This is a genomic window from Flavobacterium sp. TN-1 (assembly GCF_052828645.1).
Genome location: NZ_CM128253.1, coordinates 2,912,421 through 2,934,378, shown reverse-complemented (window position 1 = coordinate 2,934,378; position 21,958 = coordinate 2,912,421). Strand labels below are relative to the sequence as shown.

14 protein-coding genes, 3 tRNA genes and 1 pseudogene are annotated in these 21,958 nt (G+C 30.2%); 8 read left to right on the top strand and 10 right to left on the bottom strand.

Going from position 1 to position 21,958, the window contains the following annotated elements:
* Nucleotides 1-187: 187 nt before the first annotated feature.
* Genes ACUXZJ_RS13275 through ACUXZJ_RS13265 form a run of 3 tightly spaced genes read left to right on the top strand, consistent with a single transcriptional unit; the run spans nucleotide 188 to nucleotide 5,049 of the window.
* On the top strand, nucleotides 188-1,300 hold the full coding sequence (locus tag ACUXZJ_RS13275; protein WP_060382466.1) for an imelysin family protein: 1,113 nt from the start codon (nucleotides 188-190) through the stop codon (nucleotides 1,298-1,300).
* On the top strand, nucleotides 1,290-2,645 hold the full coding sequence (locus ACUXZJ_RS13270; protein WP_060382465.1) for an HTTM domain-containing protein: 1,356 nt from the start codon (nucleotides 1,290-1,292) through the stop codon (nucleotides 2,643-2,645). Before ACUXZJ_RS13275 ends, ACUXZJ_RS13270 begins: the two co-directional genes overlap by 11 nt.
* Nucleotides 2,626-5,049, top strand: coding sequence for a TonB-dependent receptor domain-containing protein (locus tag ACUXZJ_RS13265; protein ID WP_063743818.1), 2,424 nt, complete (start codon nucleotides 2,626-2,628; stop codon nucleotides 5,047-5,049). Before ACUXZJ_RS13270 ends, ACUXZJ_RS13265 begins: the two co-directional genes overlap by 20 nt.
* A gap of 597 nt (nucleotides 5,050-5,646) precedes the next feature.
* Here the strand turns inward: ACUXZJ_RS13265 and ACUXZJ_RS13260 are convergent.
* From ACUXZJ_RS13260 to ACUXZJ_RS13240, 5 genes are all read right to left on the bottom strand, one after another.
* Complete coding sequence (locus ACUXZJ_RS13260; RefSeq protein ID WP_014164314.1) at nucleotides 5,647-6,369, bottom strand: LOG family protein; 723 nt, start codon at nucleotides 6,367-6,369, stop codon at nucleotides 5,647-5,649.
* Between the two features lie 70 nt (nucleotides 6,370-6,439).
* On the bottom strand, nucleotides 6,440-9,271 hold the full coding sequence (gene uvrA, locus ACUXZJ_RS13255; protein ID WP_060382463.1) for an excinuclease ABC subunit UvrA: 2,832 nt from the start codon (nucleotides 9,269-9,271) through the stop codon (nucleotides 6,440-6,442).
* Nucleotides 9,272-9,421: 150 nt separating this feature from the next.
* Nucleotides 9,422-9,495, bottom strand: a tRNA-Arg gene (locus ACUXZJ_RS13250).
* A gap of 22 nt (nucleotides 9,496-9,517) precedes the next feature.
* Nucleotides 9,518-9,591, bottom strand: a tRNA-Arg gene (locus tag ACUXZJ_RS13245).
* 23 nt (nucleotides 9,592-9,614) lie between these two features.
* Nucleotides 9,615-9,688: transfer RNA gene (locus ACUXZJ_RS13240), tRNA-Arg, on the bottom strand.
* 90 nt (nucleotides 9,689-9,778) lie between these two features.
* Here ACUXZJ_RS13240 and ACUXZJ_RS13235 point away from each other — a divergent pair.
* Entirely contained in the window at nucleotides 9,779-10,291 is a 513-nt protein-coding gene (locus tag ACUXZJ_RS13235; protein WP_060382462.1) for an adenine phosphoribosyltransferase, read from the top strand.
* Here ACUXZJ_RS13235 and ACUXZJ_RS13230 read toward each other — a convergent pair.
* Nucleotides 10,281-10,427 carry a hypothetical protein gene (locus tag ACUXZJ_RS13230; RefSeq protein WP_060382461.1) on the bottom strand — a complete coding sequence of 49 codons (147 nt, stop codon included), beginning with the start codon at nucleotides 10,425-10,427 and terminating at the stop codon, nucleotides 10,281-10,283. The genes ACUXZJ_RS13235 and ACUXZJ_RS13230 overlap by 11 nt on opposite strands.
* A 597-nt stretch (nucleotides 10,428-11,024) precedes the next feature.
* Nucleotides 11,025-12,191: pseudogene (lysA, locus tag ACUXZJ_RS13225) on the bottom strand (diaminopimelate decarboxylase); the annotation flags it as partial.
* 293 nt (nucleotides 12,192-12,484) lie between these two features.
* Here lysA and sucC point away from each other — a divergent pair.
* Nucleotides 12,485-13,678 carry an ADP-forming succinate--CoA ligase subunit beta gene (sucC, locus tag ACUXZJ_RS13220; protein ID WP_014164319.1) on the top strand — a complete coding sequence of 398 codons (1,194 nt, stop codon included), beginning with the start codon at nucleotides 12,485-12,487 and terminating at the stop codon, nucleotides 13,676-13,678.
* Nucleotides 13,679-13,937: 259 nt separating this feature from the next.
* On the opposite strand, the gene ACUXZJ_RS13215 is transcribed toward sucC, so the two are convergent.
* Entirely contained in the window at nucleotides 13,938-14,507 is a 570-nt protein-coding gene (locus tag ACUXZJ_RS13215; RefSeq protein WP_063743819.1) for a dual specificity protein phosphatase family protein, read from the bottom strand.
* Nucleotides 14,507-16,429 carry an LTA synthase family protein gene (locus tag ACUXZJ_RS13210; RefSeq protein WP_446195214.1) on the bottom strand — a complete coding sequence of 641 codons (1,923 nt, stop codon included), beginning with the start codon at nucleotides 16,427-16,429 and terminating at the stop codon, nucleotides 14,507-14,509. The genes ACUXZJ_RS13215 and ACUXZJ_RS13210 overlap by 1 nt, the downstream gene beginning before the upstream one ends.
* Before the next feature lie 122 nt (nucleotides 16,430-16,551).
* On the opposite strand from ACUXZJ_RS13210, the gene ACUXZJ_RS13205 reads away from it, so the two are divergent.
* The 3 genes from ACUXZJ_RS13205 (at nucleotide 16,552) to ACUXZJ_RS13195 (ending at nucleotide 19,863) form a co-directional block, all read left to right on the top strand.
* Nucleotides 16,552-17,976, top strand: a complete 1,425-nt coding sequence (locus ACUXZJ_RS13205) for an L-serine ammonia-lyase (RefSeq protein WP_060382457.1) — start codon at nucleotides 16,552-16,554, stop codon at nucleotides 17,974-17,976.
* Nucleotides 17,977-18,161: 185 nt separating this feature from the next.
* Nucleotides 18,162-18,494: a HopJ type III effector protein gene (locus ACUXZJ_RS13200; RefSeq protein WP_063743821.1), complete on the top strand. Its 333-nt coding sequence runs from the start codon at nucleotides 18,162-18,164 to the stop codon at nucleotides 18,492-18,494.
* A 331-nt stretch (nucleotides 18,495-18,825) separates the two neighbouring features.
* Nucleotides 18,826-19,863 carry a S66 family peptidase gene (locus ACUXZJ_RS13195; RefSeq protein WP_063743822.1) on the top strand — a complete coding sequence of 346 codons (1,038 nt, stop codon included), beginning with the start codon at nucleotides 18,826-18,828 and terminating at the stop codon, nucleotides 19,861-19,863.
* 681 nt (nucleotides 19,864-20,544) lie between these two features.
* Here the strand turns inward: ACUXZJ_RS13195 and ACUXZJ_RS13190 are convergent.
* Nucleotides 20,545-21,786 carry an MFS transporter gene (locus tag ACUXZJ_RS13190; RefSeq protein WP_088466711.1) on the bottom strand — a complete coding sequence of 414 codons (1,242 nt, stop codon included), beginning with the start codon at nucleotides 21,784-21,786 and terminating at the stop codon, nucleotides 20,545-20,547.
* Nucleotides 21,787-21,958 lie beyond the last annotated feature (172 nt).

Genomic DNA, 21,958 nt, shown 5'->3' with positions numbered 1-21,958 from the left:
GTACTTGGTTATATTTGCATAAATAAAGAAGGTGTCTGAAAAGTTTAAACTAAACATTTATTCTATCACTTAGAAAATAGTAGAACTCATATTATCAGTGATTTGTTTCGTTTGTTTCTTCCTTTGGTTGAAATGATAAGATTACAACCTTTTTAGACAGTTTCATATTTGTATTAATAAAGAGATTATGAGAAAAATATTTTTTGTACTTTTTTTGTCTTTATTGACAAGTTGTTCAGATGATAAAAAAATTGATGAACCTCAAATTACCATAGGAGATAACTATGATAAAAAAGCCATGCTTGTTAATTGGGCAGAAAATATTATTATCCCAGCTTATAAAAATTACCAAATAGAGGTAAATAAACTTCTTGAAGAGGTAAATACTTTTAAACAAAACCCCACTATAGATAATTTGAACAAGTTAAGAGTTTCTTGGCTTAATTCATACAAAGCTTATCAGCATGTAGCTATCTTTAAAATAGGAAAAGCAGAAGATTTATATTTTATTGGACATTCTAATACATATCCTGTAAATATTATTGAACTAAACAAAAATATAAATACTCAAAACTATAACCTTACTTCTTTAACACAATTTGATAAACAAGGGTATCCTGCTCTTGATTATATGCTTTATGGCTTAGCAGATACAGATAATGCCATTTTAGTGTTCTATACAGGCGCAGATGCTTTAAAATATAGAAACTATTTGACTGATTTAGTAACTGATTTAAAAAATAACGCAGATTTGTTATTAAAAGATTGGGAAGCTAATAAAAATACTTTTATATCAAATACAAATAATACGAGCTCAGGTTCTGTAAATTTAATTGTAAATGCGTATATAGAATATTTTGAAAAGCATATCCGATTAGGGAAAGTAGGTTATCCAGCAGGAAAATTTTCTAATGGCATTCAACCTAACAAAATAGAAGCTTACTTTAGAAAAAATGTATCAAAAATTTTGCTAAATGAAGCAATAAGTGCAAGTGCTGACTTTTTTAATGGAAAGTATTATTCTAATAATCAAACAGGACCTTCATTAAAAAGTTATCTAGACCACTTAAACGTACAAAGAAATAATAAATTATTAAGTACCATTATTAGTGATCAATTTTCATTAATTAAAATTAAAAATAATGCACTTGATGATGATTTTGTTAGTCAGATAAATACCAATAATAATAAAATGTTAGAGGCCTATGATGCTATGCAAATTAATGTATCTTATTTTAAAGTAGATATGTTAACAGCACTTAATATTGCAGTAGGCTATGTTGACTCAGATGGGGATTAATATTCATACATATTTAAAAAAAACATCATTTTCCGAAACGTTAGCTTTTTATAGAATAGCATTTGGTCTGATGATGTTTTTTAGTATTGTTCGTTTTTGGAGTTATGGATGGATAAAAAGTCTGTATATAACCCCTAAGTATCATTTCACTTACTTCGGATTCGAATGGGTTAAACCAATAGGAGTTTATACTTATTTTATTTTTTTTATCTGTGGCTTATCGGCCTTATTTATTGCTTTAGGTTATCGCTATAAACTCGCTATTATATGCTTTTTCCTCAGTTTTACTTACGTAGAACTAATGGATAAAACAACCTATTTAAATCACTATTACTTTATCTCTATAATTAGTTTTATTCTAATTTTTCTTCCTGCAAATTGTAATTATTCTTTAGACGTATATTTCGATAAGTCCAAGTTGCACTCACATGTTTCACAATGGACTATTGATATTCTAAAATTAATGTTAGGAATCGTTTATTTTTATGCAGGACTAATAAAGCTAAATTCAGATTGGTTACTAGAAGCACAACCTTTAAAAACATGGCTTCCTATGAATTCAGGCTTGCCAATTATAGGTACATTGTTGCTTAAAAATGGAGTTCATTATGCTATGAGCTGGGCGGGTGCTATTTATGATTTATCCATTCCTTTTTTACTATTAAATAGAAGAACTAGAATAGTTGGATTTATATTTGTAGTTATATTCCATATTTTTACAAAAATATTATTCCCTATTGGTGTTTTTCCTTATGTAATGATTATAAGTACATTAATCTATTTCTCTCCTAATTTTCATAAAAAAGCATTAGAAAAAGTAATTAAAATATTACATATTTCTAATTCTCGATTTCAAACAAACCATTTTTCTAAAGCTATCACATCAGAATGGAAAGTGATTTTTTTAAGTTTTTTTATGTTATTTCAATTAATTTTTCCCTTTAGATATTTATTGTACCCTGAAGAATTATTTTGGACAGAAGAAGGTTTTCGTTTTTCTTGGCGTGTAATGCTAATGGAAAAAGCAGGATATACACAATTTAAAGTTGTAGATCAAACAGGTAAAGTAATATTAGTTGATAATCGTGATTTTTTAACTCCTTTTCAGGAGAAACAAATGTCATTTCAGCCTGATTTTATACTAGAATATGCCCATATACTTAAAAAATATTATACAGATAACGGCTTCGTAAACCCCAAAATATATGTAGAAAGCTTTGTGGCCCTTAACGGGCGATTGAGTCAACCTTATATAGATCCAAATATAGATTTAGGATCACAAAAAGAATCGTTCAAACATAAAACATGGATTTTACCATTTAAAGATGAAATTAAAGGATTTTAAATTTATAGTACTACTATTAGTAGTTACAAAAATGTTTTCACAAACTAATATAATAGGTAGGATTGTGTTTAATGGAGTAGGAATTCCACAAGTTGAAATTTTAGATAAAGGACAAGGTCTAAACTATTATACTGATTCAAATGGAAATTTTACGATAAAAAGTAAAAACCCAACAACTCTAGTCTTTTATAAAGAAGGGTATGAAATTATAGAAAAAAAGATGACTCCCTTAACCCAATTGCAAATAATAGAGATAGAACAAATAAAAAAGTTATCAGAAGTAAAAATAGTCAGTCAACGTCAAAAAATAAGTGCTATTAGAACTTTAAAAGACGTTGAAGAAACAGCTATATATGCTGGAAAAAAAACAGAAGTAGTTGTTTTAAATAATTTGACAGCCAATAAAGCAATAAATAACGCACGTCAAATTTTTTCGCAAGTTGTCGGTATTACAATGAATGAAAGTATTGATGGAGGACTACAACTATCAATAGGAGGACGTGGTTTAGATCCTAATAGAACAGCTAATTTTAATACACGCCAAAATGATTATGATATTAGTGCAGATGTATTAGGGTATCCTGAAAGTTATTATGCTACTCCAACAGAAGCTATAGAAGAAATTCAGGTAATTAGAGGAGCAGCTTCTCTTCAGTATGGAACACAGTTTGGAGGGATGATTAATTTTAAAACAAAAAAACCAAGCACTAAACCCCTAGAAGCTATTTCTCGTTTTACAGCAGGATCTTTTAATACAATTGCTAATTTTACTAGTTTGACAGGAACAAAAAATAAATGGAGTTACTATACATTTTACAATTATAAAAAAGGCGACGGATTCAGGCCTAATTCAAATTTTGAATCAAAGAATTACTTTGGGAATTTAAATTATAAATTATCCGATAAAACTTCACTTCATTTTGATTATACGCATTTTAATTATTTAGCAAAACAACCTGGAGGATTAACTAACGGAATGTTTGCAAATGATCCTTTTCAAAGTAATCGATCACGCAATTGGTTTTCTGTAAATTGGAATTTATTTGCTTTACGCTTAAAACATAAATTTAAAAATGATGCGGATTTATCATTACAATTATTTGGATTAGATGCTTATAGAAAAGCATTAGGATATCGTTCTAACAGAGTTTCTAACCCTGATACGCCTAATACAGAAAGAGATTTAATTATTGGAGAGTTTATAAATTGGGGAGCAGAAGTACGGTATCTAAATAAATATAATTTATGGAATAGAAATAATGCTTTTTTGATAGGAGCCAAATATTATCAATCTAAAAATTCAGGTATACAAGGTCCTGGAAGCTCTAATTCAGATGCTGATTTTAAAATTGCGGATAAAGAATTTCCATACTATCAAAACCAATCATCATATAGCTATCCAAACCTTAATATATCATTATTTGGTGAAAATATATTTAAAATAACCGATCATTTTTCAATTACGCCAGGTTTTAGATATGAATATATTAAAACACAAGCTGTTGGTTTCTTTAGAGTAATTAATAGAGATCTAGCAGGAAACATAAATATAGATAAAACAGAGTTTGAAGATAGAATTTTTGAAAGAAAATTTTCATTACTTGGACTTGGTTTTAGTTATAAACCTAAACATGGTTTAGAATTATACGCTAATTTAACACAAAACTACCGCTCAGTAACTTTTAATGATATAAGAACAGCTAGTCCTAGTATTGTTGTAGCTGATGATATAACTGATGAAAAAGGATATGGCTCAGATATTGGTATCCGAGGAAAAATAGGAAACATAATAAATTTTGATATTAACGGATTTGGTTTATTATATGACAATAAAATTGGCGAATATAGTGCCCGTGATCCCAAAGGATTAAAACCAGATGTACGCTTAAGAGATAATATTGGAACAGGTGTTACTTATGGAGTTGAATCATTAGTTAATATCAATTTTTTAAAAATAATAGTACCCAATAATTTAAACTTTAAATTTGATGGATTTTCAAATATATCCATAACAAAGTCTAAATATATAAAATCAGATATTCCTAATATTAAAGATAATCATGTTGAATTTGTACCTCTTTATAATCTAAAGTCAGGATTAAGTTTAGGATACAAAAATCTACTAGTTAGTACACAATATACTTACGTATCATCACAATTTACAGACGCTTCTAATAGAGTTTCTGACCAAAATGACTTATCAGGTATATTTGGAGGAATTCCTTCTTATAACGTACTTGACTTATCTGTCTCTTATAAAATTAATCGTTTTAAATTAGAAGCTAGTGTAAATAATTTAACTAATAATAAATATTTTACCAAAAGAGCAACAGGATATCCAGGACCAGGTATTATCCCTTCAGAACCTAGAGTTTATTATGTAACACTAGAAATTAAACTGTAATTAAGTAAAATATAGAAAATAAAATTATTTTTAGTATTGGTTCTCGATGCGCTTCGCGCTAGAACTAACGATGATTTCAATTATATATTCAACCGTTTGTTCGAGTTGTTTTTAAAATGAAAAAAAGTGTATCGAGAACTTTATTTTTTTAATCCAGTATATTTTAAGTTTAAATGGTATAATTCCTGAGAACATATTTCTGATTACAAATTCCTCCATATTGTCCAGAACTAAACCCTACTGAAAAAATCTAGCAATGGATGAAAGATAAAATTTCAATGAAAATTTATGATACTCTAGCCGACTTAAAGCAAAAAATGGAAGAATTGATTAAAACAGATGAGAATGAATTAAATCAATAACAGGCTATGAATTTTATATAAAAGCTTTTTACAGTATTTTTAAAGTTGAAATGGTATTATTTATAAAAAAGAGTATCTGAAAAAGTTAAAACTCAATGTCTAGTTCGTCACTTCAACGATAGGAGAAATCACATTTTTAGCATTATGCAATTCCTTCCTATGTTCGAAATGAGAAGATTGTAGTTTTTTGCACAACTTCTTTGGTATTATAAGATACCTTTTAAAAAGGTTTTAATTAAAAGTTAGGTGATAAATTATACTTCTTGTAAAAATTATCTAAAGCTTCTACAACTTCATCTTCTGTATCTACAATTTTTATTAAGTTCATATCTTCAGGATTCGCATTTTTTTGCTTGTCTATCATAACATTTTTAATCCAGTCAAGTAACCCGCTCCAAAATTCTGTTCCAACAAGAATAATAGGGAAACGACCTATTTTTTTTGTCTGAATTAATGTAATAGCTTCAAAAAGTTCATCTAAAGTGCCAAATCCGCCAGGCATTACAACAAACCCTTGAGAATATTTTACAAACATTACCTTGCGAACAAAGAAATAATCAAAATTTAAATTTTTATCTTTATCAATATAAGGATTGTAATGTTGTTCAAAAGGAAGTTCAATATTTAAACCTACTGATATTCCTTCACCACGATGTGCTCCTTTATTACCTGCTTCCATAATACCAGGACCACCACCCGTAATAACGCCATATCCTGCTTTGGTGATTTTATAAGCAATTCTTTCCGCTAATTGATAATATTTATCCTCGGGTTTTGTTCTTGCTGAACCAAAAATAGATACACAAGGTCCTATACGAGCCATTGTTTCGTAACCATTTACGAATTCAGACATAATTTTAAAAATAGCCCAAGAATCGTTTGAGCGTATCTCGTTCCAAGTTTTTTGTTTTAGTTTGTCTTGGATTCTTTCGTCTTCATTTGAAAATATTTCTTTCATCTTCTTATTGTTGAGAGTCTTTAGGCTTGACTCGGTTATTATTAGTATAATTTTTTTAAAAATCAGCCGACTAAGATAATTCTTTTTTCAAAAATTGTGCGGTATAACTTTTTTTATTTTTAATTATTTCTTCTGGGGTTCCTTTTGCAATAATTTCACCTCCACCTTTTCCGCCTTCATATCCTACATCTATTATATAATCAGCTAGTTTTATTACATCTAGATTGTGTTCTATAATTAAAACAGTATTGCCTTTATTAACTAATTTATGAATAACTTCCATTAACACACGAATGTCCTCAAAATGTAAACCTGTAGTAGGTTCATCCATTATATAAAAAGTATTTCCTGTGTCTTTTTTTGAAAGTTCTGTAGCTAATTTAATCCGTTGAGCTTCGCCTCCTGATAGGGTTGTACTTTGTTGTCCTAATGTAATATATCCCAATCCTACATCTTGAATTGTTTTAATTTTTCGGTAGATTTTTGGTATGTTTTCAAAGAAATCAACAGCTTCATCTACAGTCATATCCAATACGTCTGAAATAGATTTACCTTTATAACGAATTTCTAGGGTTTCTCTATTAAAACGTTTTCCTTGACATGTTTCGCATTCTACATATACATCAGGTAAAAAACTCATTTCAATAGTACGAACTCCACTTCCTTCACAGGTTTCACAGCGTCCACCAGCCACATTAAAACTAAAACGTCCAGGCTTGTATCCTCTTATTTGTGCTTCTGGGGTTTGTGTGTATAAAGATCTAATTTCTGAAAAAACATCAGTATAAGTAGCAGGGTTTGATCTAGGAGTACGACCTATTGGACTTTGATCTATATCAATTACTTTGTCAATATGTTCTAAACCTTCAATCTTTTTATAAGGTTGTGGTTTTTTTACTGCATTAAAAAAATGGTGGTTAAGGATAGGGTAGAGGGTTTCATTAATTAGAGTTGATTTGCCCGATCCAGAAACACCTGTTACACAAATTAGTTTACCCAATGGAAAATCTACAGAAACGTTTTTTAAATTATTGCCCGTTGCACCTGTAAGTTTGATTTTTTTACCATTTCCTTCACGACGTTTTTCAGGAACTTCTATTTTCATTTTACCACTCATGAATTGAGCCGTAATTGTATTTTCTTTTAATAAATTTTGAGGGGTTCCTTGGCTAATAATTTGCCCTCCATAACGTCCAGCTTTAGGACCTATGTCTATTACGTGATCAGCCCTTTCAATCATGTCTTTATCGTGTTCTACAACTAAAACGGAGTTGCCAATGTCACGTAATTGCTCTAAGGAGTGAATTAGTTTTTCATTATCTCTTTGGTGCAAACCTATACTCGGTTCATCTAAAATATATAATACGCCTACTAGTTGTGATCCAATTTGTGTAGCCAAACGAATGCGTTGTGCTTCACCACCAGAAAGAGATTTAGAACTTCTACTCAAAGAGAGGTAGTTTAGTCCTACATCTACTAAGAATTGTAAACGAACTTTAATTTCTTTTACTATTTCTGAAGCAATTATTTTTTGTTTTTCAGTTAGATAATCTTCTAATTGGTTAAACCATTTGCTTAGGTCAATTATATCTGTATTGGATAAATCTTGGATATTTTTATTATTAATTTTAAAGTATAATGCTTCCTTTCTTAATCGAGAGCCATGGCATTCAGGGCAGCTTACTTCGTCCATAAAGTCTTTAGCCCAGCGTTTTATAGAGGTAGACTCTGTTTCGTCGTGCTGATTTTTAATAAAATTAGCAATTCCTTCAAATTCAATTTTGTATTCTTTTGTTACACCTGCTGTTTTTGAAGTAATACTAAATTTTTCATTGCCCCCATTTAAAATCATATTCATGGCTTCCGAAGAAATGGTTTCAATTGGGTCAGTTAGTTTAAAACCAAATTTTTCACCTATAGTTTCTAGTTGTTTGAAAATCCAAGTGGATTTATATTCGCCTAGTGCTATAATTCCTCCACTTTTGATGGATATTTTGGGATCTGGAATAATTTTTTTTAGATTAATTTCATTTATAGTTCCTAATCCATTACAATGATCACAAGCTCCTTTAGGCGAGTTGAAAGAAAATAAATTAGGTTCTGGATTTTGATATGAAATTCCAGTAGAAGGACACATTAAGTTTCTACTAAAATATCTGATTTCTCCTGAATCTTGGTCTAAAATGATGAGCACATTTTCTCCATGATACATGGCTGTTTTAATGCTTTCCATTAATCGCGTTTCGCTATCTGAGGATTTGTCTACAGCTAAACGATCAATAACGATTTCAATATCATGGGTTTTGTAACGATCTAATTTCATTCCTGTTACAATGTCTTGTACCTGTCCGTTGACACGTACTTTTAAGAAGCCTTGTTTGGCTATTTGTTGAAATAACTCAGCATAATGTCCTTTACGAGCACGAATAACGGGAGCTAAAATATTGATTCTCTTTTTGTCGAAATTTTGGAGAATCAACTCTTTGATTTGTTCATCAGAATATGAAACCATTTTTTCGCCAGTATTATAACTATAAGCGTCTCCAGCACGAGCAAAAAGCAAACGAAGAAAATCGTAAATTTCGGTAATAGTCCCAACAGTAGAACGTGGGCTTTTGCTTGTTGTTTTTTGTTCAATAGCAATTACAGGAGAAAGGCCATCAATTTTGTCTACATCAGGACGCTCTAGTCCGCCTAAAAACTGACGAGCGTAGGCTGAAAAAGTTTCGATATAACGTCGTTGTCCTTCAGCATAAATAGTGTCGAATGCTAATGAAGATTTTCCAGAACCCGATAAACCTGTAATAACAACTAGTTTTTCACGAGGTATGGTGATATCAATATTTTTTAGGTTGTGCGCGCGAGCACCTATAATTTCAATAGTTTCCTCTGTATGTTGCATATATATTAAGCAAAACACAAAGGTAGTTTTTTTGGATTAAATAAGAGATGTAATAATTTTTTAAAATTTGTTAAAGAATTTTGTAATAATTAGATTTAAACTATAGTTAAAAATAAAAGGTATAAAAAAAGCCCACTGTTGTGAGCTTTGTGACCTCGACAGGATTCAAACCTGTAACCTTCTGAGCCGTAATCAGATGCGCTATTCAGTTGCGCCACGAGGCCGTTATAATTTGTTGTATTTTTGTGACCTCGACAGGATTCAAACCTGTAACCTTCTGAGCCGTAATCAGATGCGCTATTCAGTTGCGCCACGAGGCCATTATAATTTTATTGTATTTTTGTGACCTCGACAGGATTCAAACCTGTAACCTTCTGAGCCGTAATCAGATGCGCTATTCAGTTGCGCCACGAGGCCATTTTTCAATCATTTTGTTTGCATAACAACTCGATTGCGGGTGCAAATGTAGAAAAATTTCTTTATCTTGCAAAATAAAATTAATAAAAAATGAGTTTAGATCAGTATTTTCGTGATATTCAGGACTTTCCTAAAGAAGGTATTTTGTTTAAAGATATAACGCCGTTGTTGTTAAATCCTCCCGCAAGGCATGAAGTTATAGAAAAACTTTTGTCAGAGTTAAAAAATACTAAAATTGACAAGGTGGTAGGAATAGAATCAAGAGGTTTTTTCTTCGGAATGTTGTTAGCTCAGGAATTAAATGTGGGTTTTATTCCTGTAAGAAAGAAAAATAAACTCCCTTATAAGACTATTTCGGCTAGTTATGAACTAGAATATGGAGAAGATGTTTTGGAAATGCACATAGATGCTATTCAAAAAGGAGAAAAAGTATTAATTCACGACGACGTTTTAGCAACAGGAGGAACTGCTAAGGCGGTGTGTGAATTGGTAGAAAAGCTTGGAGGAGAAGTGGTTCAATGTAATTTTCTTATTGAATTGACTTTTTTGAAGGGTCGTAAGAAATTAGAAGGAAAACCAATATTTTCCGCGGTTACTTATTAGTAAGAGCTCTAGTTGTTATATAATAGCGGTAAGCTAATATTGCTAATTGCCATTTTTTGGCTTTACTAGGGTCTAACTGTTGTTTACTGAAACTAGGTAAGATAATCTTGTTTACTTTTGCTAAAATTTTGTACATATTTTTTTGTGCGAAAATAATCAAAAAATGAGAAGTATTACTTAGAGGTTGTTAAAAACTATTGAAGTTGGAGTTTTTTAAAATTACTACAATCAACAAAAAAGAGATTTGAACCCAGATTATGCGTTAGGAATTTATTGCAGATAAAAGACTTTAAATCTAAGGAAATACTTTATTTTTTCTCTTCAATGTGCTAAAACTATAGTTGAAGTAAAAAAATGTGACTAAGGCATAATTTGGGTTGAAAAAATGAACAGATGAAGTAAATTACAATACTGATAGTGTTACTTCGATGATAAGATAAGTGATAAACTACATATTAAGTTATTACTTTTTACCTCTTCCTTGGTTGTTGTGGAAAATTAATAGAAATTATGTCATTTGAATTTAAACTATATTGGATTAAAAAATAAAGTTCTCAATATGTTTTTTTTATTTTAAAAAACAACTCGAACAGACGGTTGAGTATATAATTGAAATCATCGTTAGTTCGAGCGGGAAACGTATCGAAAAACAACACTCATTTTTATTGCTTTTGTAGATGTCATTTTTAAAAAGAAAATTCAAAGTTAAAATGGTATTAGTTTGTTATTGAATTTAAAAGTCAACTAAAATTTGATTTCTTGTTAAATCCTCTAGGGTTTCATGTTGGCGTATAAGATGCGCTTTTTGATCTTTCCATAATACCTCGGCAGGTTTAAAACGGGAATTGTAGTTAGATGCCATTGAAAATCCATAAGCACCTGCATTTTTAAAAGCCAGAATATCACCTTCCTTAATTTCTGCTATCTTTTTGTTGGTGGCAAAAGTGTCTGTTTCGCAAATGTATCCTACTACGGTGTAGAAACGTTCTTTTCCTTTAGAATTTGAAATATTTATAATTTGATGCTCAGATCCGTATAACATTGGGCGTATTAGATGATTGAAACCAGAGTCAACTCCCGCAAAAACGGTAGAAGTAGTTTGTTTGACTACATTTACTTTTGTTAAAAAAAATCCAGCTTCGCTAACTAAAAATTTGCCTGGTTCAAACATCAAGGTTAATTTTCTTCCGTATTCTTTTTCAAAATGATTAAATCGTTTGCTTAATTTTTTACCTAACTCTTCAATGTCAGTTTCAATATCTCCTTTTTTGTAAGATACTTTAAAACCGCTTCCAAAGTCCATAAAATCTAATAGAGTGAAGTTTTTGGCTATTTTAAATAATATTTCGGTTGCTTCTAAGAAAACTTCAATATCCAAAATATCGGAACCTGTGTGCATGTGTAATCCGTTAATGTGCATGCCCGTATTTTTAACAATTCGTAAGATATGAGGAAGCTGATGTATGGATATACCAAATTTGCTGTCAATATGTCCAACTGAAATATTGGCATTTCCTCCAGCCATGATATGAGGATTTATACGTATACATACAGGAGTATTAGGGTGTTTATTGCCAAATTGTTCTAAAATAGATAAATTATCAATATTGATCTGAACCCCTAATTCAGAGGCAGTTTCTATTTCTTGTAAAGAAACGCCATTGGGTGTGAAAATTATTTTGTCAGGGGTAAAGCCTGCTAATAAACCAAGTTGTACTTCTTGTAAAGAAACAGTGTCTAACCCTGAGTTTAGATTATTAAATAGTTTTAAAATAGAAAGATTAGATAACGCCTTAACTGCATAATTTATTTGAAGTTTTTGAACCTTACTGAAAGCATTGTTTAATCGGTTATATTGATTTTCAATTTTTTCTGCGTGATAAATATATACGGGAGCTCCCTATAACTGTTCGATTTGTAATAAATTAGTTTCTTCCATTTTTAAAATTTTGATAAAAATAAAAAGTTCTTTTTTGACTGAAAAAAAAATAAAGATTTAAAATAAAATTACAACAAAATGTTTTTTATATAACATTTCGGGTTAGGGGATTGCTTTAAATCTGAAAGGGTTTAAAAAATAGAAAACAAGTAATAATATTATTTCATTACTTTAAATAAAAGTTAGATTGAATTATATTTTTCTTTTGAAAATTATTATTTTTGTGCCACTTTATAAAAGTCAAAAGAAATATTATGAATTTACACGAATATCAAGGGAAACAGATATTAGCAAGCTACGGAGTACGTGTTCAGCGTGGTTATGTAGCAAACAATGCTGAAGAAGCGGTTGCTAAGGCAAAACAACTTACAGATGAAACAGGTACAGGATGGCATGTGATTAAGGCACAAATACATGCTGGTGGTCGTGGTAAAGGTGGTGGTGTTAAGTTGGCTAAAAACTTAGATCAGGTTAAAGAATTAGCAGGTCAAATCATTGGAATGGATTTGATAACTCCTCAGACACCTCCAACAGGAAAAAGAGTTCATAAAGTTTTAGTGGCAGAAGATGTATACTACCCAGGCGAAAGTGAAACAAAAGAGTTTTATATGTCTGTATTATTAAACAGAGGAACAGGTCGTAATATGATCATGTATTCTACTGAAGGAGGTATGGATATTGAAGAAGTAGCAGAGCACACACCAGATAAAATCTTTACAGAAGAAATAGATCCGGCTGTTGGTCTACAAGGTTTTCAAGCTAGAAAAATTGCTTTTAACTTAGGATTATCAGGTGAAGCATTCAAAGAAATGGTGAAATTCGTTGATGCTTTATACAAAGCATACGTTGGATCTGATTCCTCTATGTTTGAAATCAATCCTGTTTTAAAGACTTCAGACAATAAAATTATGGCTGTAGATGCAAAAGTATCTTTAGACGACAATGCGTTATACCGTCATGCAGATTTAGCTGAAATGCGCGATATTACAGAAGAACGCCCAATTGAAGTAGAAGCTAAAGAAGCAGGTTTAAACTATGTAGATTTAGATGGTACTGTAGGTTGTATGGTAAATGGTGCAGGTTTAGCTATGGCTACTATGGACTTAATTAAGTATGCAGGTTATGAACCAGCAAACTTCTTAGATGTAGGAGGTACAGCAGATGCTAAACGTGTAGAAACAGCTTTCCGTATTATATTAAAAGATCCAAATGTAAAAGCAATCCTAATTAATATTTTTGGTGGTATTGTTCGTTGTGATCGTGTAGCACAGGGAGTAGTAGATGCTTATAAAAACATGGGAGATGCTATTAATGTTCCTATTATTGTGCGTTTACAAGGAACGAATGCTGAAATAGCAAAAGAATTAATTGATAATTCAGGTATGCCAATTTTATCAGCAGTTCAATTTCAAGAAGCAGCCGATCAAGTAAAAGTGGCTTTATCTTAATAAATTTTTAGTTTACCTATAATAATAAAAACCCAAAGCAGCTAATACTGTTTTGGGTTTTGCATATATAGAGGTTTTGTTTGAGTTTTTATAATATTTCTAAAGAGTTCTAAACTAAATGGTCAATTTTGTGATGAAAATTAGAAGCATAAAAGAGATAAAGTAAAAAATATAACATAAGTTTAGTCAAGATCTATTTTGGAACTATAAAAAAACTCGAGTTCTATAACTCGAGTTTAAATAAAATTTATAGTGAAAACTATTTTGTTTCGTTTCGTTTTTTATAATTGTGAAGGAAATCACCTTTTGGTTTTCCTAAATCAAAAGAAGAATATTTGGTTAATATTCTAGTAGAAGTACGCGCTTTGTCTTTATTCCAATTTTCATATTCTATTCTGTAAAGAGCTGAGTATAATTCGGCTCTGCCTACACCATGATAACAATGAATTAAGACAGGATAATTATTAGGATTATCCATAATTTTATAAAATGTTTCTAAATTTTGTTCTGTAGGTACTTGGTCAGAACCATTGTTAAAATAATTAAGACCTGGTATTTTTGCAATAGCTTGCTTTTCAGCCGTTAATTCAGAAGGGACTTCTGGGTTATTTTCTAAATCAGCAGTTCCAGGGAAGCGCAAGTCTACAATTGATTTTATTTTGTACTTTTTCACGTAATCTTCTATTTCATCTGGTGGTATAACCCCGCTTTTGTATACTTTTCCTTCTGTAATGGTTTCAAAGTTATGATTTAGGTGCATATCATATACGTATTTACCACCTATGACACTTCCTAATATTGCTATGAATAATATTATTTTCTTTTTCATTATTGAGCTAATTTTTTGTCTATAATTCTATCAAAATAGTCTTTAATTAATGCTTTACAAATTTCTGCTGTTTCCAGCATTTCCTGGTTAGGCTTTAGACTAAGTTCTTTTTCTAATGCTTTATCATTTTTATCGTAAAAATGAATGTCTTGATTACCATCAAAAGTACAAAAATAATTCCCTCTTTGTAATTGATAACTATTACCGTTAAAATTTATTGCAAAAGGCATTATGTCTGTTTTATTTACTAAACTTCTTCCCCAGCTTCTAAAGGGTTTTGAGTAGCCAATCATATCTAATAGAGTAGGGTAAATATCTATTTGTTGTGCAAGATCACTGTTTTCACCTTTTAAGCTCCTGTCGGGTTTGTAAATAAGAATGGGTACGGCTTGCCTATTTACAATTTTGTCGTATTCAGGATATGCTGTAAGGTTCGTATGATCAGCGGTTATAATAAATATTGTATTTTTAAACCAAGGTTGTTTTTTAGCTTCTTCAAAAAAACGTTTGAAAGCATAATCTGTATATCCTACACATTGGTGCATTGGGCTTGTTCCTTTTGGGAATTTACCTTCGTATTTTTTAGGTACTATATACGGTTCGTGCGATGATACTGTAAATATTGTGCTAAAAAAAGGCGTTTTCTTTTGATCTAATGTTTTTTTCATGAATTGCATAAAAGGTTCGTCCCAAATTCCCCATACACCATCGTGTTGTGTATCGTCATTAAATTCTGTTTTTCCATAATAATGATCAAAACCTAAAATATTTCCAAATCCCATGAATCCCATAGATCCATTAGGAGCTCCATGAAAAAAAGAAGTATCGTAACCCAGTTCTTTTAAACAAGAAACCAAAGATTGAATTTTTTGATTAGGGTAAGGAGAAGAGGTAAAGGCATCTCTAAAGGATGGGATACCAGCAATAACTGATGACATTCCGTGAATAGATTTGCTTCCATTAGCATAGGCATTTGTAAAGATTAAACTTTCTTTAGCTAATTCATCTAAAAAAGGAGTATAACTCTTAAAACCAGGGATGGTCGTATTTTTATTCATACATCCCCAATATTCTCGTCCAAAACTTTCTGTTATAAATACAACAATATTAGGTTTTGTGAGAGGGTAGTTACGGTATTGTTTAATGGGTTGTATTTGATTTTTTAAAACAGAATCGTTGATTGTATAATTAACTTTTTGAAATGTTGTTGTGCGAAATGTTCGAATTAATGCAAAAGGGGTATTTAAAACTATATCTGCATGTTGTGGTTTTGTAACATATTGATTGGCATCTATGAGGTTAATAGGACGAGTACTTTTTTTAAAATCACCTCGTATTCCACCTATTGATAAAACTAAAATAATAATAACTCCAATTTTTGAAGTTAAAAAATATTTCCAATTATGTTGAATTTTTTCTTCTTGAACTTTAACTAACTTGTATAATTTAATCCAGACAAAAGCCGTTATAAAAAAGAGTAGATAAACATACCAATAGCTTACAATAAATCTAAAAAACATATTTCCTTTATTAGATTCATGTTTAGCTATATCTAAAATAGCAATAGTGGTTCTTGAATAAATATATTTATAGTAAATAAAGTCAATAAAATTAGTTGCGTAGGCTATTAGATTAGTAATGAAGTATACATATAACAGTACTGTTTGATAACCTTTGCGTGTATTAATCCATAAAGGAAATATAGAAAGTAATATGAAAAGAGAATTTACGTATAATATAGCAGTAGTATCAAAAGTTAATCCATGAAACGCTAATTTTAAAAATTGACCTAAAGAGTCTATTTTTAAAAATTTTAGATTAAAAAGAGTAAAAAGAATTCGAACGAAGGAGTAAAAAGCATATACTAGTAATATTCTGTAAATTAAAGCTTTATATTCTTGAATTCTAATATGTTTGATCATTGCTTTGTTTTTTTAGGACAAAAGTAATTGATAAAATGATATCTCTATTTATATTTTTTAAAAAATTAACGCTTTTTTGTAAGCAATAGGAACCTTATCTTTGTACGCTAAAATAAAAAATTATGGAAGAGTGTATTTCAGTATTTGATATGTTAAAAATAGGAGTAGGGCCTTCAAGTTCGCATACTCTAGGTCCTTGGCGTGCAGCTGAACGATTTTTAAATGAAATTAAAGAAGCAAACATTCTAAATAAAACAAATAAAGTACAGGTAGACTTATATGGATCTCTTTCATTGACAGGAGTAGGTCATGCAACGGATTTGGCCGTAATGTTGGGGCTTAGTGGACAAGATCCAGAGTATATTCCAGTGCAAGATATTGACGGAATCATTCATCATATTAACGATTCTAATGAATTAAAATTAGCTAATGAATTTGTTGTAAAATTTAATCCCAAAATAGATATTGTATTTAATAAAAACTTTTTGCCTTTTCATGCCAACGGATTAACTTTTACTGCATTTTATGAGAATGAAAAGTATGAATCAACATTTTATTCAATAGGAGGAGGATTTGTTGTAAAAGAAGAAAGAGTATCTGCAAAAGAAAAAGAAGAAGTAAAAAAGGCATTTCCATATCCCATAAATTACGCAACTGAATTATTAAATTATTGCCAGCAACAAAATAGAAAAATATCAGAAATAGTTTATGATAATGAAAAATCAATTCGTACAGAAGATCAAATTCATAATGAACTATTAAGAGTATGGAACACCATGCTAGAATGTATGTATATAGGCTGTCATACAGAAGGAATCTTACCAGGTGGATTGAATGTAAGAAGGAGAGCATTTGATATACATCAAAATTTAATCGGTCTAGCGCATTATAATTCGCCACAAGAGTGGTTAGAAACAATACGTAAAACCGAAGTGAAATTTAGACAAATACTTAAATGGGTATCTTGTTTTGCACTAGCAGTTAATGAGGTTAATGCCTCATTAGGTAGAGTTGTTACAGCACCTACTAATGGGAGTTCTGGGGTAATACCAGCCGTGTTAATGTACTATATGGTCATAGAAAATCATCAAGCTAATGAAGAACAAATCAAGCAATTTTTGATGGTAGCAGGCGAAATTGGTTCTATTTTCAAAAAAGGAGCCACTATCTCAGCGGCTATGGGAGGATGTCAAGCAGAGATAGGGGTTTCATCAGCTATGGCGGCGGGTGCTTTGTGTGAAGTAATGGGAGGGACACCAGAACAAGTTTTAATGGCAGCAGAAATTGCCATGGAACATCATTTAGGACTTACTTGTGATCCTATTGGTGGTCTTGTGCAAATTCCTTGTATAGAGCGTAATACAATGGGAGCTATTAAGGCTATTAACGCAGTTGAACTAGCACTAGAAACGGATCCTAAAAATGCAAAAGTACCATTGGATAAAGTGGTAAATACCATGTGGGAAACAGCTAAAGATATGAATAATAAATATAAAGAAACCTCAGAAGGAGGATTGGCAGTTGCCGTAAATATGGCTGATTGTTAATATATGTATTAATTAAATTCCGAAGGTGTCTGAAAAGTTAAAACTCAATGTTTAGTCTGTTACTTCGACGGTAGGAGAAGTTACATTATCAGCATCATGTGATTTTTTCTTCTGGTTAAGATGATAAGATTGTAACTTTTTCGGATAGCTTTTTTATCTTTGACTCAATCAAAAAATAAAAATTAATGGATCTTTTAATTCAAAAAATAATAAAAGAAGAAAATATTACCTTTGAAGAGGTTATTGCGCATATTGATGCAAATTATGAGTTTGTACCTACGCTTTTTAAAAATGGAAATCAGATAAATCAAGCAGGAGAAAATAATGGTTCTTGTAAAATATTTTCTTTTTCTCTTTTACATAAATTATCTAAAGAACAAACGTTAAAACTTTTTGGTAAATTTTATCAGGATGTAATAGCAACCCCAGAGGCAGAAGATCATCAAAATATACGGAATTTTATTGCATTTGGTTGGGATGGAATTAAATTCGAAAAAGAAGCTATTTTACCAAAATAAAAATACGTATAGAGCTACTTTAAACATTTTCTTATTTGTTTTATTATTTAAGGAAATTAATTTAAAATTAAATTATGTGTTAGATTTTGTGATGAAGAAGAAAGAACAAAGTACATAAAAATAACAGAAATTTTTTACCAAAACTTTATTTTATAATATTGAGAACAAAAATGGAATGTTTTTATAGACGTAAAGTACTTTTTATCTGTAATAAATTTCTAATGTGGAATCTAATTTTAAACACTAATAGTTTGTATTATTTTAGTTTTATGAGTAAAAAATACTTATCTCCAAAGTCTATTTGAAAATATTTTACATAAACCTTTATAAAATGAACTTAATTAAACCAAAATTACTTAAAAAAGGAGATAAAGTAGCTACTATTTCACTTTCTTGGGGAGGAGCAGGAGAGATTCCATATAGATATGAACAAGGTAAAAGACAAATTCAAGAAGTATTTGGTTTAGAGGTTGTTGAAACAAAAAATGCTCTAAAACCAGCAAAATGGATTTATGAAAATCCACAAGAAAGAGCAAATGATTTAATGGAAGCTTTTAAAGATACCTCTATTAAAGCTATTATTTCCAATATAGGAGGAGAAGATAGTATTCGTATTTTGCGATACATAGATATTGAAATAATAAAAAACAATCCAAAAATCTTTATTGGTTTTTCAGATTCTACAATCATACATTTTTTATGTTTAAAAGCAGGTTTATCATCATTTTACGGAACTTCAACTTTAGTGGGTTTTGCAGAAAATGGAGGAATGCATCAATATCAAATAGATGATTTAAAAAAAACATTATTTAGTAAAAATCTAATAGGAGAAATTTTACCAAATAAAGAAGGTTGGACTTCAGAACGACTTGAATGGTTTGATCAATCTTTATTACACACTAAAAGAAAATTAGAACAAAATTTAGGCTGGAATTTTTTACAAGGGAAAGGGATAGTAAGAGGAAAATTAATTGGTGGATGCCTAGAAGTACTAGAAAGACTTAAAGGAACTGTTTATTGGCCGGAATTAGATAAATTTGAAAATGCTATTTTATTTCTAGAAACTTCAGAAGTTATGCCGAGACCTGAATATATAAGATATTCATTAAGAAACTATGCAGAACTAGGTATTCTTAAAGCTTTAAAAGGGATTATTGTAGGGAGACCTTATCATAATGAGTTTGTAAGCGAGTATGATAATGAAATAAAAAAAATATTGCTTGAAGAAAAACTAACGGATCTACCTGTAATAACTCAAATGGACTTTGGTCATACTTGTCCAACCTTTACTATTCCCTTTGGTGTAGAAGCAGAGATAGATTGTGTAAATAAAAAATTTAAAATATTAGAAAGTGGAGTAATTGAATAAAAAAACAAGAATAATAAAAACATTCTTAAAGAAATTTTATTCTGAAAAAAACAGGTAATTTCAATATATAAAAAATAGGATTTAACCCAAATTACACATTAGAAATATTAAGTCTAAAAAAAATCCGTGTATATTCTTTCATTACAAAATAAAACACATGATTTAGGGGTATACCATTTAAACTTTGAAATTTCTCTCATAACACTATTTTTTTAACCTTGAGACTGTCCAAAAAGTTCACAATCTTGTTATTTCTACCAAAGGGAGAAATAACATAATATTGATTATGAGATTCCTCCTTACGCAGGAAAGACAAATTGCATGTTGATTTAGACACTATCCTATTAAAAGCAATAAAAATGAGTGTTGGTTCTCGATGCGCTTCGCGCTCTAACTAATGATGATTTCAATTATATACTCAACCGTTTGTTTGAGTTGTTTTAAAATAAAAAAAACATATCGAGAACTTTACTTTTTAATCCAGTATATTTTAAGTTTAAATGGTATTAATATTAATTAAGATATACATATATCGTTCAGAGATCAAATTAATCACTGAAAAATAATACTTACCTTTTTATTAATGAAGTTTGAAAGTATATTTAAACGAAGAGAAGTTAGCTTACATCTCACTTTATTTTAAGTTTATTATATATAGTTAGGGGAAAACAATAAATATTTTTATTTGTCAATATTTAAGCTTCTGAATTTTGGTGAAGCTATAGTCATGCTGCCTACTACTATCAGTGTCATGATTCCTCCAAAAAGGACAGCATTTACAGTACCCATAAGTTTTGAAGTAAACCCACTCTCAAAAGCACCTAATTCATTAGATGAACCTACAAATATAGAGTTAACAGAGGAAACTCTTCCACGCATATTATCAGGTGTATAAAGTTGGAGTATAGTAGATCGAATTACTACCGAAATTCCATCAGTAACACCACTTAAAAATAAAGCCAGAACTGAAATCCAAAAATTTGTAGATAAACCAAACATAATAATACAAATACCAAAACCAAAAACAGCCCATAATAGTTTTTTACCCGCCTTATGATTAAGATCAAGATGTGTTGCCACTAACATTGTTATTAATCCGCCTATAGCAGGTGCTGCTCTTAAAATACCAAAACCTTCAGAACCGACTTTTAAAATATCTGTTGCAAAAACTGGTAACAATGCTACTGCACCACCAAAAAGAACAGCAAACATATCTAATGATATAGCGTTTAAGATAGTCTTATTATTAAAAACAAAAACCAATCCTTCCTTTAGACTTTCATATATTGATTCTGTCTTTTGTGTGTTTAAAACGGGTTTAGGTGTAATTTGGAAAAGAGCAAATAATCCTACTAACACAAACACTAGTACCATACACATAGCCCCAAAAACACTCATCCAACTTATTAGAAAACCCGCTAATGCAGGACCTATAGTAGCTGAAATTTGCCAAGTGGAACTACTCCAAGCGGCAGCATTTGATTTTTCTGAATGAGGTACTATTAAACCCAATAAGCTAAACACCGAAGGAAAAATAAAAGCTCGGGCTATACCTCCTAAAAAAACCAATACGTATATACTATAAAGGACCTCTTTACCTGTAAAAAAAGAGGAATAAAATGGATTGACTAGATTTGTTAAAACAAATGAAAGTACAAATAAAGTAATATAACACCTTATCAACATTTTTCGCTTTTCATTTTTATCTACTATATGCCCAGCAAATAATGCTAAAGCAATAGCTGGAATTACTTCCATCAAACCTATTAACCCTAATGACCATGGATCTTGGGTAATCCTATATACTTCCCATTCTATAATTATGAATTGCATAGACCAAGCCAGTACAACTGCTAATCGCATAGCTAAAAACCATCTAAATTCTTCAATTCTTAATGATGAATAAGGATCTTTATGTTTTATTTTTGACACTTTATTGTTATTTAATCGTTTTACTTTTTATCAAATTACATCTAGCCAGATGTTTTTATACGCAATAGTACAAATAAAGATTCTAAATAGTATTCTTTTAAGAACAATAAGAATAATATAACGAAATTAAGAATACCGTTTTCAAGTGATTTAATGGTATAAT